Raw genomic sequence first — 14,609 nt, 5'->3', positions numbered from 1 at the left:
CGGTCGTCATTTTCAGCCCGGGTCTGTTATTTTTCCATCCTTTCCCGGGTTTAATCGAATTTGAAGGAAACCCCAATATTGATCTGGCGATACGGGCCTTGCTGAATTCCGATCGGCAATCTGCCTGAAATATAGTGCCGGTCTTGCAAATTTTTTGCGTTTATAAAAACAGACCATTTTCCACCCGGTGCCTCATATCCCATATTTGCATTTACGATTCCGTACGCTGGAATCACGCCTGAATTTCCATCTGCACTTTCATTTTTCCGATTCTGCAGATCAGAGAATTGTTTGTCAAAATACTGGTATTCGGCTCTTGCAAAGACTCCGATAGGAGACTTACATCCTAAGGAGACAAGGAACGTATTTCGGGGTGCATACGGAAGTATGTTCCGATTTGTGTCTACCTTCAGAATATTCCCGTTCGCATCCAGTTCCATCGAAGGTCGGTTCTGAATCGTGACACTACCGTCGGCATTTGTTACCGTAGGAATTCCCACGTAAGTTACCGATCTGGCATCCAAATAAGTATAATTTATTTCTAATGGAACTTCCCATCTGCTTCCGGAGAATTTCCCAAAATCAAAAGCGAAACTGTTTTCCACACCCCTGTGTATGGACTTGCCTGAATTGACAGGTCTAGAACCGGCTTCGGCCCCCACCTCTGAAGTATTGATAATTTGATTCTGGAAATACATCGCGAAAACAGCAGTCTGCATATAAAAGTATCTCGTGATATTTCCGCGAACTCCGGTTTCGTAGTTATTCGATTGCTCTGCTTTTAGGCGGTAATCGGCGCCGCTCGGGCTAATCGCCGTACTGAATGTAGGCGGAGAAAAACCGGTATGCGCTCCTGCAAACCAAACAAAGTCTCTCGTTAAATCGTAAGTGAGTCCCATTCCTGGCAACAAAATCTTAGTATAGGTCTCTCCGCCTAACTGTACCAAAATGATGTCTCCTTCCGTCCCTGCTCTACCGTCTAACACGTCCTTGGCGGTTGCAGGTCTTCGGGTATTATAAACTCCTTGAGTGATATGTTCGTATCTTACTCCGGGAATCACTTTAAATTTTTCTGTTAGAGAAATTGTATCCTGAATATATGCAGAATATGCCCTTGACATTCTCATCTGGGAAGTCGTGGTAAAACCTTTGTCCAGAAACGGATAAGCTACTTGAACAAAGCGAACCTCCGAATCCTCATAATGAGCTCTGGAACCGAAAATCAATTCGTGTTTGATTTCAAAGGTTCTGAAGGTTCCTTCCAATCTAAGTTCCACTCCTCCGGTTCTAAAGAACTGATTCCTTTGCGGAGAGGAATTCCTCATATAGATCACGTCACCGGGACGATTTCCAATCGGCCTTGGCGCAAAAATCGCAAACGTATCTCCTGGGGGAAGTGCAGGACGACCGAATTCATCCAAGTTATTATAAGACCAATCCTGTCTTTGCCAATTCCTAGTCGCATTCGTTCCGTACAACCTGGATACAAGTTTCCAGTCCTTCGAAAAACTATGCTCTTCGGAGATCACGATGGAATCCCTTGTCAAAATTTTTCTATCATACTTGGCAGGATTGATCCTTGGATTTGCCCAAAACAAACCTTGGGTCAATCCGAGATAAGTAGACTGGGCATCTTGATCGTTGTGCCCAACTTTCAAACTAATGGTATCTTTCTCTCCGAGCTTGTGAACGAGCTTGCCGTAAAAATCATCCACACGAAATCCCTGAAAGTCTCTGTACCCTTTTCCTTCTTTATGTAAATAAGATACATCGTATCCAGTATTTCCTTGAGTGCCTCCGTACTGCATGAATGTGGAGAAGAAGCCGTTATTTCCACCAATCACTTTCATATCGAAAGTCGGTTTTACCGGAGGTTTTCGAGTTACGAAATTCACGATACCGCCTAACGTGGAAGGACCAAACAGAATTGCTCCAGAACCTTTGATGATCTCCACCCTCTCCATTCTATCCAATTGGGGAGAATAATAACTTTCAGGTTGCCCGTACGGGCTAAGGGAAGTAAGGACACCATCTTCTAAGATCAAAGTTTTTCTGGATTCTTCGTTGCTCACTCCTCTGAATGCGATATTTGGAGTCAAGCCTGCGGCGTCCTGGTATCTAAGAGTCGCGCCCGGAACCCGACGCAAAGCTTCCATGGAATCTACCGGATTCGATTCTTTTAATACTTTGGGGCCTATCACATTCGCGGATCCAGGGATTTTCTTAAGGTCGTCGTCCTTAGAGCCGATCACGTTGATCTGACCCGCCTCCAGAAAGCGCCTGTGCTTTTCTTCTAAAGATTCTTCTTTTTTACCGGAGCCGTTCTGACCGTTACCGTTGCCCGTGGTTTTTCCGTTTGGAGTCTCCTCATTTCCATTGGTCTCAGTCTTTCCATTTTTGGGGGAATCCTGAGTTGGATTTCCTTCGTTAGGTTCTTGCGGAAAAATTGCGATTGGAAGGATTAGAAATAGAAGAAGGAATAGAAAACGGTTTGATAATTTCATCAATCCCCGTCCCCTCCCTTACCTCCTGTGACAGGAGATGTTCCCAATGCGGCAGCTAGTTCCGTTGTGAGTAACTTTTCGATTTCGTCCAATTCTAGGACCGCTTTTTTTAGATTTGTCATATTACCTGAGTCAAAGTTGGTCAGTAAATTTAATGTAGCTTCTAATTCTAGAAGTTCGGCTCTTACTTCTTGATCAATATTAGGATTTACGAATGCAACGTAATCCGAGAGTCCGGCTCCACCGTTTCCAAAATATACTGATTTGAAGGACTCCACATTATCCTTTACATTCTGAAACGATTGAGTGGGTCCCGCAAATCTAGACTCGGCCTTGTTCGGATCAGGAGAAAGCCCAGTGCCTCCAGCCATCAAGTCGGAGGGAAATTCTAACTTTGCATCCTTCATCGAATGAATTAAATCGATAGTATTGGAAAGTATCAGGTCGAATGCGCTCGCCTTCGTAAGGAAAACTTCGCTCCCTTGGCCTGCGCTCGCCAACTGTCCTCCAAAATTTCCGCCACCTGCTTTCCATGCATTGAACAAAGCTTGGGAGTTGGAATTGTAATCTGCTGCTAAAGATTTCACTAATTCCAGTCGATCGCTACTCGAGCAAGGAGAAGGAGCAGTAAAAATCAAATACTCGATTGCAGGAAGTCCTCTTTGTCCCGCAGGCAGCCCAGATACATTTGGAGAGGCACCTGTGATCGCGTCCAATGCAGTACGATCCGCTGAAGTGGGTGGACTAGTTTCATAGTTTAAAGGCCAAAAATCCATCAATGGAGAATATCCCGAAATGCTACCAGGTCCGAACTGAATTAGCTCCACCTTTTTTAGCGCGCTCACATTCTCCTTCCACTCGGTTTGGAACTGAGCAAGAGAGGTCGAGCCACAAAGATTTGCTGCCGCGACAGTCAATTCCCCGGCTTGAGTGGCCACATTCTGAAACAGAGCAGGAATTACATTCGAGCCCATATTTTCCAAGAACTTGGTCGGATCAAAAGAATTGAACATCCTATATAAGAATCCGTTCATAGAGGATTCATTGGTTGCTTCGGCATTCTTCGGAGAACAAGAGCCCACGGCGAAAAGAGTAAGCGCCGCGAGCAGAACAAGCTTTTTCGATCCAAAAATTCTACGATTCACTAGATACTTCATTCTATTTTTATAAATTACGGAAGTTGAATTTTCCGAATCTTACTCGAAGACGGATTTGCGGTCGTAACATACAGAGCCCCGGCATGATAAACGATCCCGCGAGGACTATCAAAGCTCGCCGAACTTGCCATACCATCTTGATTTCCAATCACTCCTGGAATTCCCGCAATCGTAGTAACCACTCCATCCGGAGTAATTTTACGTACGGTTTGGTTTCCAGAATCCACAAGATACAAATTATTATTTGGATCTATCGTGATTGCATAAGGAGAATTAAATCGCGCAGAGTTACCTACTCCATCCGAAGATCCAGAAATCTGGAATTTAGAACCAGCAAAGGTAGAGACTGTGCCACTCGGAGTAATTTTTCGGATCGCATGATTGCCCGTATCGGAAACAAAAAGATTTCCTTGCGAATCTACTGCCGCTCCCTTAGGATCCGTAAAGTTCGCTGAGTTTTCTGCACCGTCGACAATTCCTGGGGCACCGCTTCCGAGGCGATTCGAAATCGAAGGAGCTCCATTCGTATCTATCTTTACGACCTGATTATTTGGTGGATCAGCTACGTAGAGAAAGCCTGTGCTCGATTCAAAAACCAAACCTTCAGCCTCTTCGAAACAATTCGTGGTAATCGTACTAGTATTTCCGGTAGTTCCATTTCCTGCGAAAAGTGTAGGAGTTCCTGCGGAGTCGATTTTAAATACAGAAGCCGCCCCAGTATTTCCCACGAAAATCGTACCATCCGATTTTGTAGAAATCCCTTCTGGGCTAGTAAGGGTTACGCCACCGACCGGAGAACTACTGTCGAGTAATACGCTCGCTGTGCTTTCATTCGAAATTCTTAAAATTCGATTATTTCCGGTATCACCCAGTATTAAGGAACCGTTCGATAACACGCCTATCGCCTCAGGCTTGGTGATTGGAACCGAAAGTCCGGTGAGAGTAAGTGTTGAGACTTGAGGTTGACTAGCGATTAGCGCTAGCAGGATCGTGTTATCCGTCTTTTTTGGATCCGGGAATAGAAAGCAATTTCCTGAGAAAAAGGCCGCAAGGATCGGTAGGGAGAAGTGTAAAAAAGTCGTAATTTTCTGTTTCATGAGTCGATTCGATACTTTGAATTTTTGTTCTTGAGAATCAGGATTATTTCGGGTCTTTTGGCGGCAATCAATTTTGAGAAAGATTCTCAGAAATTGACAAAGATCAATCCTGTTCAGTGAAGAGTCTCGGGAAGGGCCCCGCCCTTCCGTGGGTGGGGGGCTGGTGGTGGGCAACCCGAAGGGGCCGATATACCACAAAGCTGCCAATTTTGCAAGTTTTTTAAGAAAATCTGCCTCTTTGTAGGAGCTCCTACATTCAATGGAAATCTGGATCTAGAATAGGGTCATAATTGCTTTGGTCAGGTAACGGCTGGAGTACTCCAATCTGCTCCTTCCAAGCCTTAGTGTGCCGGATCTACCATTCCTGGCACAAGCCCTCCAAAATAGGGCGACAACATCGCGTTTTGCAGGTTTAGAACACAGAGTAATGCTCTTTCATGCGCGGCTTGGATCGAAATGCGAGGATCCCAATAGGTATCAAAAAGTGTCAGCTTCAGTGTCTCTTCCAGATTGCATTCTTATTAGGAAAAGGTCAGTTCCCCTTAGTAGAAAGAGCTGAACTTCCTGATACCTAAAATGAAGGAAACAGTATTTGATTTTTCCATCTTACATTAGGAAACGAATCCGTTTCTGTTCCCTAATTGCATAGAATGCTAACCTGCTAACTGTGTAAAAAAGACCAACGGAGATCCAGAGTAAATGGTGAATCAGGATGCTCTAATGGAATCGGAGGCTTGTCTCTACCTGGAGTATGTCCATCTGAAAAGAATCGGGATATCCTCCTACTTTCCGCCTCTAAAGAATTCACTGGAAAAGTATCGTAGGCTCTTCCACCTGGATGAGAAATATAATAACGACAACCACCTAACGAACGTGAGTTCCATAAATCCCAGATATCAAAGACCAAAGGATTTTGTATAGAAAGACTCGGGTGCAATGTAAATGCCAAAGGCCAAGCCTTGAAGCGAACCCCGCAAACATACTCTCCTTTCTTTCCTGTAGGCCCAATCGGAAGAAGAAATCCGTTGCAAGAAAGCTGGAATCTTCCTTCAGTCCAGCCCTCCACTTTTACCTGCAACCTTTCTTGAGCAGAATCAACGGAACGGGAAGTACCAAAGGAAGAAGTCTCTTCTCCAAGAACATTCCAAGTTTCTAATGCTAATCTTAGCTCTAAATAAATCCCTTCTTTCTGGCATGCTCCGTATTGCGGAAACCTGAATTCGAAGAATGGAAGAAAATCAGATTCTCTAAAATCGAAGGAGCTCTCGCGAAGATCTCGCAACACTTCTTTAAAATCGGACCAAACGAAGTGAGGTAATAAGAATCGATCGTGCAACTCCTTTCCCCACCGAACCGGTCCTTGCTTGTACGGTTTTTCCCAAAATTTAGCCACTAAGGCCATTACTAACAATTGCTGGACCACACTCATCTTATAATGAGGTGGCATCTCGAATCCTCTTAACTCGACCAATCCGAGTCGTGGTCCATTAGGAGGAAATAATTTATCAATTGAAATCTCAGCTCTATGAGTATTACCGGTAAGATCCAAAAGAAAATTTCTAAAAATTCTATCGATTTCCCAAGGTCGAAATTTTCGAAGCGAGTCTATTTGCCTTGCAGCCAATTCAAACTCATATAAAATTTCGTCTCTTCCTTCGTCCATGCGAGGAGCTTGCGAAGTGGGCCCGACGAATAATCCGGAAAATAGATAGGAAAGAGAAGGATGGTTTTGCCAGTAAGTAATTAAACTGCGTAACAAATCAGGTCTTCGAAGAAAAGGACTGTCGGCTGGTGTCATCGCACCCAAAGTAATATGATTTCCGCCACCGGTTCCGGACTGCCGGCCATCGATCATAAACTTCTCCGTGCTGAGCTTTGTCTTTTTCGCTTCCTCATAAAGGATTTGGGTCTTTTCAACCAACTCATCAAAGTTAGACGATGGATGTAGATTTACTTCCAATACTCCAGGATCCGGCGTGATTCTAAAATGGGAAAGCCGCGTATCAGAAGGAGGTTCGTATCCTTCTAAAACCAAATTCAACTTACTTTCGCTCGCTGCCTCTTGTAGACTGATTACCAGATCCAGCCAAACATCCAATCTTTCTACAGGAGGCAGAAATGCGAATAGCTTCCCCGCCCTTGGTTCCAGAACTAACGTGGTCCGTATCGGTAAATCTTCTTCGGAAAATGTTCTACCGTTCTCCTTTCTTCGTTTTACAACAGCTTTTCGGTAGGAATTGTAAGATGGAAGATCCTCTCTAGATAAATCGGTAAAGATTGCGGACTCTCTAAAGCGATCGCTGATGGAAGAAAACGGAAGCCGCAAACCGGCAGGGCTGTCGCCTGGAATCAGATAAAGCCTTTCTCTTCGATAATTCCAATGGGAACTCTCCCATATTTTCTTAATATAGTTATATTGAATGGGAAGTGCGATTGCTTTCTTTATCTGAAAGTCTGAATCGATCATAGATAAGAGCTTTTTTCTTTCTAAAGCATCGAACGAATTGTCTTTCTCGGAAACTTTCTCGAGATTCTTTTGTTCGGGTAACTTTCCTTCTTGCCAGAGATAGTAAAAACCGTCCTCGTAAAGAGGAACCAAATACCGGGTAGAAATTCCTAGAACTCCGCAGATCGATTCTCCCAAAGCTTCCACGCTATGAAAATCTTCAGGATTATATAGATCTCTCGATTCTGATTCCAAGTGATCGGGGTCTGAAATCGACTCTCCGTCTTTTCTCCAGTACACTCCCAAAGACCATCGGGGCAAGGGTTCACCCGGGTACCATTTTCCCTGAGTCTCTTGCACAATCGAACCGGGACAGATTTTGGATCTCAATCGATCCAATAACTCTTCGCCTAACTCCCGCTTGTTGTCTCCGAGTGCTTCAAAATTCCATTCAACAGCTTGCCGATCTAGGTCGCTGATAAAAGTAGGTTCTCCACCAATAGAAAGACGAATATCGTTCTTTAAGATTCTATGATCAATGGACTGTCCCAAATTCATGATTCTGGACCAATCTGTATCGGAATAAGGCTTGGTGACTCTAGGCGACTCCTTCATTCTTCGGATTTCCATTCTAAATCCAAAAGTGCTCTCTGCAGGATCCGAATAACCGAAAACAGGTGATGCACTGGATGGCTCAGGAACTGCGGACAGCGGAATATGGCCCTCCCCTGTCAAAAGTCCTGAAGTCGGATCTAGTCCGATCCATCCCGCACCGGGCAAAAAGACTTCTACCCATGCGTGTAAATCTGTAAAATCAGTGTTAGGGCCCGCAGGACCCTCTAAAGGAAGTTCATCCGGTTTCAATTGAATCAGGTAGCCGGAGACAAATCTAGATGCCAGACCGATATGCCTAAGTATCTGAACCAACAAATATGCGGAATCTCTGCAAGAACCGGTTCTGAGCTTCAAAGTTTCTGAGCACGACTGCACTCCAGGCTCCATTCGAATTACGTAATGAATATCTTGGTATATCCTACGATTCAAATTCACTAAAAAGTCGACGGTTCTTGTCTTTTGAAGAACTCCTTCCTTTCGCAATTTGGAAAGATATTCTCCCAACTCCGGACTTCCTTCGGAAGCACGTAGGTACGGCAGCAATTCCGTCCGCATTGAATCAGAATATAAAAACGGCGCTTCCTCAGCACTAGGCTCCAGGAAAAAGTCAAACGGATTGTGAGTTTGAATTTCTGCAATCAGATCCACTAAAATCTTCAGCCTTTGAGTCTTTTCCGGAAACACAACTCGAGCTTGGTAATTACCAAAAGGATCCTGTTGCCAATTTAGGAACTGATTCTTGGGCTCTACTACGAGCGAGTAAGAAATTATTCTGGTCTTGCTATGCGGAGCTGGCTTGAGCCGAATCACGTGAGGAGATAGAGAGACAGGCCTGTCATAGTCGTAAGAAGTTTCGTGCGTAAGAGATACTAGTAATGCCATATTCTTATCTTGATAGGTATCGAATGTTATTAATTCCTAAAGTACGTATCATCGAATTCGTTCCCGATCGAATTCAGCCTAGCCTGAAGTCGATCCAGATATTCGTGCATACCGGAACTGAATATCTCGTCTATAGAAGTGTAATTCATTTCGGATAACAACAAACCTACTTTCTTTTCCGGCTCATTGACATAAGTGCTCTGATCAGTTCCATTCAATAATTTTAAACTATCAAAGGTTTTAGAAAGGCAATATCGAATTGCCCTTGGAAAGAGTTTATCCAAGAGTAAGAATTGGGCTATATTCTTAGGAGTGATCCTAGTATAAATTCGGTTAAACATTTCATGAGAACTAGTCGATTTCAACAAAGATAGCCATTGTATCAAATCCAGAGTGGATCCGGCTTGCTCACCGAGTGGAAGCAAGATGAAATACTTCATATCCAGGATTCTAGTAGTTTTGTCGGCTCTTTCTAAATGTCTGCCCAAGAGTGCAAAATGCCAAACCTCGTCCTGAGAAATCGTAGCATCTTGGCATCCATAAAACAGAAGGCACTGGTTTCGAATCGATTTAAAAAATTCTGATAAACTAGGAGTATCGACTCGATCAAATTTCTTCTTCGATTTGAAATTCAGATAAAATTCGTTGATCACTTCCCACATCGGGGTAGAGATATTTTCCCTGACGGTCCTTGCATTCTCACGCGCGTGTATCAAACAATTGATAATCGAATTTGGATTTTCCGAATCCAGGCTCATGAAATGGATCACGTTTTCTTTGGAAGCATCCGCGTATTTCCTGGAAAACAGCTCGTTATCTCCGGTAGTGTAGACTAAAGGCATCCATTGCCTGGCTGCATTTTCGTTTAAGTCCAAGGACAACTGAAAGTTTACGTCCAGAAAGCGGGAATAGTTCTCGGCTCTTTCTATGTACCGATTCATCCAGTACACCGATTCAGCGACTCGGCTTAACATATCAATCCCTCTTTAATCGTTCTATTACCTTAACTCAATTCAGAAACTACTTCGTCCAATGACAGAGCAAAGTCTTTGCTGATTCTCTTTTTTTATTTCAATTATCGTTGAGACATGCGCGCACGAACTGCGATTTTCAACCCATCACCCAAGTATCTTTAGATCCGCCTCCTTGGGAAGAATTCACTACCAAAGAACCTTTTCTAAGAGCAACCCTGGTCAGACCTCCCGGCATTACATAGATTTCCTCTCCGAAAAGAATGAATGGTCTTAAGTCCACATGACGTCCTTCTAATTTATCTTCTACTAATGTAGGAACTCTAGATAAACTCAAAACTGGCTGGGCGATGTAATTTCTAGGATCAGCTTCTACCTTCTTTAAAAAATCCTTGCATTCCTGCTTGGTAGCTACAGGCCCTATGATCATTCCGTAACCGCCGGCGCCATTTGCGGCCTTGACCACAAGGTTCTCGATGTTTTCCCGAACAAACGACAAATCAGATTCACGAGAACACAAATAGGTGGGAACATTCGGGAGAATTGCTTCCTCAGATAAGTAGTATTTTATAATATTCGGAACAAACGAATAAATCACCTTATCGTCCGCAACTCCGGTCCCTGGAGCGTTCGCCAAAGCAACATTCCCTTTTTTGAATGCTTCGAAGATCCCTGGAATCCCCAACATGGAATCTTTTCTAAAAACATTCGGATCCAGAAACAGATCGTCTATCCTACGGTAGAGTACGTCTACCTGCTTCAGGCCGCGAGTCGTCCTCATGTAGAGCTTATCGTCTTTGACCAGCAGATCGCTGCCTTCGACCAGCGGGACGCCCATTTTGGAAGCCAGAAAAGAATGTTCGTAATAAGCTGAGTTGTAAATCCCCGGAGTCAAAACTGCGATTTTCGGATTCGGTTTTTTGGAGAGATACTCGAGCATTCCCCTCAATCGGATCGGATAGTCATAAATCGGTTTGACAGAAAGACTCGCGAACAACTCCGGAAAAGTCTTTTTCATTACTTCACGATTTTCTAATACATAAGAGACGCCGGATGGACAGCGAAGATTGTCTTCCAATACGTGCATCCGTCCATCTCCGTTTCGAACAAGGTCTGTACCAGTAATATGGATCCAAATTCCTTTTGGAGGAATCAGTCCCTTGCATTCTTTCAAATACCCGCTACTGCTGTACAATATCTCTCGCGGAACCACCCCGTCTTTGATGATTTTTTCTTCTCCGTAGATGTCCTGAATAAATAGATTCAGAGCCAGAATTCTCTGCTTCAGTCCCTGCTCTATTTTCTTCCATTCGTGAGAAGTGATGATCCTCGGGATAATGTCGAAAGGCATGATCCTTTCTTCGTCTTCACCATACACGTTAAACGTAATCCCAAGAGAAAGCAGGGCTCTTTCGGCCGAGGTTTTTCGAAGAAGGAGCTCCTGGTCCCCCATTCCTTCGATTCTAGATTTTAAGATGTCGTAACTTTGACGAATTCCTCCCTCTTCGGAGAACATCTCGTCATAAAAGGAGTCCGTCTGGTAATTGCTGAGGAGCATAGATTCACCTCCCGAATTTCCAGATAGCCTTTAAACTCGTATAAATTAAAGCAGAATTTAAAATTGGCGCTTATTTTTTAGCCGATAATTTTATATATGCCCATTATTTAGGCATATTATCTATTTTTAGTTCTCTTTGTTTCACTTTTAGCTTTCTCTTTTTCTAATTCTTCCGCAATTTCACATTCTTTTGGAGTTTCTTCCCTGAGGAATTCATTCGCTCTAGTAGATCCTATGATATGGCCGGGAATCGCGAAAAACGCACCTACTACTTCGGCTCCCGGAACACTCCCACCCACATAGGTCCCATATGCCGGAAATAAAGTTCTGTAGGACTTCAACTCTGCCGCCCGGTCGCACCTATATCTAAAATAACGAACCGCGTCATCGGAGGCTCTTGCTTCCGGATACAAAGTTCCAATAAACGGAATCTGATACAAAAGAGAGTATCCGGTTTTGTATTCCCTTTGGGCGAAATCCTTTGCATGACCTCCTTCATGAACGACAACAGCAGGGATATCCGTATAGACATGAATCGTATTTGTGTAAGGATTATAATGATCTCCGCCAAAAATTCTTCCGGGCAAGATCACTTCGTTTATCAAAGTGCTGATCAATCCGATCGTCCATTTCGCAAGAAAATTGATATTCTTCATCCTCCAGAGTCTTTTTAAATCACCCCAGGGCGCGTACTGGTTGAAACGAACCTTGACATCTTTCAGATTGTTTTCACGAATATAATCCTTTAAGAACTGCTTGGTCTCATCTGAAATTCTGTGGTTTTCCATTCTCTTGTCGCCGATGATCGCTTTTGCAAAAACCCCGAATGCGTTTCCAAAAGCGTCGACGACGGTATACGGCTCCCCTTCTTCAAACTGAGGATCGTCGGGATTAAAAGAATATTCAAGATCCGGATCAATCGGTTGGGCAAACGTATATCTCTTTTCAGTAGAATAATGACAGGAAACTCCGAGGGAAACGATCCATGCTCCGAGAAAAGGAAAAAGCGCTGAATGAAAATATGTGCCCCTTTTCATATTTTTCCCGCGTCGCTTGATTTCTTTTTGCCGCCCAAGATCGGATGCTTTTTCCATTCATCAAAGAATTCTAATAAAGCAACTCTACCGAGTTGATTCAGCTGATCTTCCCGATTCCCTCTAAATCCGATGTAAGGACCAAATCCTATCCAGCCGAGGCCAATGGGAATTGTTGCCAGAAAAATATAGCAATCGGTTACGGAAGAATCGATTTGACTCGAAAATCGGAAATTCCAAATCGCTTGGTTTGAATTTTGAGCGAATACATCTGCAGACATTTCCACTTCGGCTAAATTCGAAGTGCACCCATCCTTAGATTCCAGGCGAAACTTGTTTACAATTACTTTATACTTTCCCGGATATTCCTCACGATTATCCGAGAACTCCTTTCGCATTAATAAAGAAACCGGACCGTAAAAGTTAGGATACAGTGTCTTAAAGTTGAATGGTGCGGAGAATTTCGCGATATAGCTGGGGTTTTCTTCCGGAAACTCTAATTCGATTTCCGAAGGTAACTCTGAGGGAGAAGCTTTAGGCAAATTTCTAAGCTCTTCCCATCTTTGCTGCACTTGACTGAAATCTTTAAACGATCTCGGAACATGTATTTTTATATTCGTGCAAGAAAAAACTAGAGCACTAAATGCAATCGAAAGCACGCCGCAAACGCGAGAAGTCGAAAGAGAGAACGTTTTCTTCATTCTCCCCAAACCTCGATGCAGTCAAAATATGCGATCCCGAGTAGATAACTTGTCGCACTCCGGTCTACGAGTGCCACTTTGGAGATCTTACCGTTCACCATCGCTTCTTTTAGAGTTACCTCTTGTCCGTAGTAGCCCAGATATAAAAGCGCGGTTCCAAAAGAACAAGCCTCTCCCCTTTTCAAAATTCTCGCAGAGCTCAAATATTTGCCCGCAGGATCCGTGGAGATGTGGAAAGAATGGTTCGTATAGATAATTCCGGGCTCCGGAGTGGACACACATTGAGCCAATATATATGCGGAAAAAGTAATGAATAAAAACCGGAACAATCTATTCATTTGGAATCACCCGTTACTATCGTGCAATAGTCCCTGTATACAAAAAGCAGTACCTGCGTCGCTGAGTGATCAATGTAGGAGATCCTAGTAATCCCTTCCTTAAAAGCGATTGCTCCGGCTCCGGATTGCCCGTAGGAAAAAAGACCCAAGATATTTCGAATACACCCACTTGCCTTTTTTTCTCTTCCTATACTTGCATCTGTGTTGGTGGTTCCGGGGAACACAGTATTCGTAAATAGAATCCCAGACACCGGCCCTGTAGCGCAATTCAGCTGAAACACGACCATGCTAAAAAGAATGAGGAAAAACTTTAGAAAAGGACTCAATCTAGAAACTATCGGAACCATGAATACCTACCTTTTTGCCTTCCCGACTTTTAGTTTTATTCCCCCAGACGATTGTACAAAAGGAATGATAAAGAATTCCACCTAACACAGCAGATTGGGAATATTCGACCAGAGAAACTTCCTCAATGCTTCCTTCTTTCATCGCGCTCTCAATTCCAGAATTTCCGATCGCAATCACCGAAAGAATACTCTTAGAACAGGATTCTCCCGATTTAGAATTTGCAGAAATGACGCTCTGGTCTCCTGACCAATACGTAGTTTGCTGGTACAAAATTCCCCCTCGCACAAGCGCCTGACCCGGATTCGAAGCTCCGGCGATCGGATGCGTATTTACTCTTGGCGCCACACTCGCGGGCAAACTCCAACCTGTGCAATAGGAAAGAGCGCAGAAAACTAAAGCAAAAAAAAGAGCTCTTGCGGTAAAACGAAGGACTTCCTTCCGATAATCCGTAACGTATTTTAGAAAATTAAAATATTTAAATAAATTCATGACTTAGTTCTTTGGATCCACTTTAAGCTCTGCTTCGGATTTTTCTCCCCATACCCTAGTGCAAAAAGAATGGTAGAGGACTCCTCCGAGAAGGGAAAATTGGTCGAATTCTACAAAAGAAATTTTCTGCAAACCCGCGTCTTGCATTGCGGCACGGATGGAAGAATCGCCTAACGCAATCAAACCTATCCAGCTTTTGCTACACGAAAGACCCGAATGCGTAAATTTTGCATTCCCCCACTCTCCGCCAACCTCCCTAAAGTGAGAATAGATCCAACCGGGTCTGGATAGCTGCTGCAGCGGATTAGAATCTCCGGGGATCGGATGCGTCGACGCCTCCGGGTGAATCAATGTCACTAAATTCGATCCTGCGCAAAAAGAGAGACTCATCCAGAGGATCAATGCAAAGAAAAAAAGAATAAAATGTTGCGGCTGTAATTTCCTCGGCTTTTGCATTGGGAAGGAAACC

At 43.7% G+C, this 14,609-nt stretch carries 12 protein-coding genes; all 12 read right to left on the bottom strand.

The window, feature by feature from the left end:
* Positions 1 to 50: 50 nt before the first annotated feature.
* The 12 genes from CH373_RS04385 to lsa14 (CH373_RS04330) all read right to left on the bottom strand — a co-directional run bounded on the left by CH373_RS04385 (position 51) and on the right by lsa14 (CH373_RS04330) (position 14,596).
* Positions 51 to 2,504, bottom strand: a complete 2,454-nt coding sequence (locus CH373_RS04385) for a TonB-dependent receptor family protein (protein ID WP_100715324.1) — start codon at positions 2,502 to 2,504, stop codon at positions 51 to 53.
* The gene (locus CH373_RS04380) at positions 2,504 to 3,649 is read right to left on the bottom strand and encodes an imelysin family protein (RefSeq protein WP_165778776.1); all 1,146 of its coding nucleotides are present in this window, start codon (positions 3,647 to 3,649) and stop codon (positions 2,504 to 2,506) included. Before CH373_RS04380 ends, CH373_RS04385 begins: the two co-directional genes overlap by 1 nt.
* 26 nt (positions 3,650 to 3,675) lie before the next feature.
* Positions 3,676 to 4,758: an SMP-30/gluconolactonase/LRE family protein gene (locus tag CH373_RS04375; protein ID WP_100734066.1), complete on the bottom strand. Its 1,083-nt coding sequence runs from the start codon at positions 4,756 to 4,758 to the stop codon at positions 3,676 to 3,678.
* A gap of 661 nt (positions 4,759 to 5,419) precedes the next feature.
* On the bottom strand, positions 5,420 to 8,701 hold the full coding sequence (locus tag CH373_RS04370) for a transglutaminase family protein (RefSeq protein ID WP_100714479.1): 3,282 nt from the start codon (positions 8,699 to 8,701) through the stop codon (positions 5,420 to 5,422).
* Between the two features lie 29 nt (positions 8,702 to 8,730).
* Complete coding sequence (locus CH373_RS04365; protein WP_100714480.1) at positions 8,731 to 9,675, bottom strand: alpha-E domain-containing protein; 945 nt, start codon at positions 9,673 to 9,675, stop codon at positions 8,731 to 8,733.
* 136 nt (positions 9,676 to 9,811) lie between these two features.
* Positions 9,812 to 11,230, bottom strand: a complete 1,419-nt coding sequence (locus CH373_RS04360) for a circularly permuted type 2 ATP-grasp protein (RefSeq protein ID WP_100714481.1) — start codon at positions 11,228 to 11,230, stop codon at positions 9,812 to 9,814.
* A 116-nt stretch (positions 11,231 to 11,346) separates the two neighbouring features.
* Positions 11,347 to 12,267 (bottom strand): hypothetical protein, encoded by a 921-nt coding sequence (locus CH373_RS04355; protein ID WP_100714482.1) that lies wholly within the window; start codon positions 12,265 to 12,267, stop codon positions 11,347 to 11,349.
* The gene (locus CH373_RS04350) at positions 12,264 to 12,965 is read right to left on the bottom strand and encodes a hypothetical protein (RefSeq protein ID WP_243393257.1); all 702 of its coding nucleotides are present in this window, start codon (positions 12,963 to 12,965) and stop codon (positions 12,264 to 12,266) included. The genes CH373_RS04355 and CH373_RS04350 overlap by 4 nt, the downstream gene beginning before the upstream one ends.
* Positions 12,962 to 13,303: a TRL domain-containing protein gene (locus CH373_RS04345; RefSeq protein ID WP_100714483.1), complete on the bottom strand. Its 342-nt coding sequence runs from the start codon at positions 13,301 to 13,303 to the stop codon at positions 12,962 to 12,964. The genes CH373_RS04350 and CH373_RS04345 overlap by 4 nt, the downstream gene beginning before the upstream one ends.
* Entirely contained in the window at positions 13,300 to 13,650 is a 351-nt protein-coding gene (locus CH373_RS04340; RefSeq protein ID WP_243393256.1) for a TRL-like family protein, read from the bottom strand. The genes CH373_RS04345 and CH373_RS04340 overlap by 4 nt, the downstream gene beginning before the upstream one ends.
* On the bottom strand, positions 13,631 to 14,140 hold the full coding sequence (lsa14, locus tag CH373_RS04335) for an adhesin Lsa14 (RefSeq protein WP_100714484.1): 510 nt from the start codon (positions 14,138 to 14,140) through the stop codon (positions 13,631 to 13,633). The genes CH373_RS04340 and lsa14 (CH373_RS04335) overlap by 20 nt, the downstream gene beginning before the upstream one ends.
* Positions 14,141 to 14,143: 3 nt before the next feature.
* Positions 14,144 to 14,596: an adhesin Lsa14 gene (gene lsa14 / locus CH373_RS04330; protein ID WP_100714485.1), complete on the bottom strand. Its 453-nt coding sequence runs from the start codon at positions 14,594 to 14,596 to the stop codon at positions 14,144 to 14,146.
* Positions 14,597 to 14,609: the final 13 nt, after the last annotated feature.

The sequence above is a fragment of the Leptospira perolatii genome (assembly GCF_002811875.1).
Lineage (GTDB): Bacteria > Spirochaetota > Leptospiria > Leptospirales > Leptospiraceae > Leptospira_B > Leptospira_B perolatii.
Note: the sequence above shows the minus strand (reverse complement) of the source record. Positions and strands in the feature narration are given on the sequence as shown.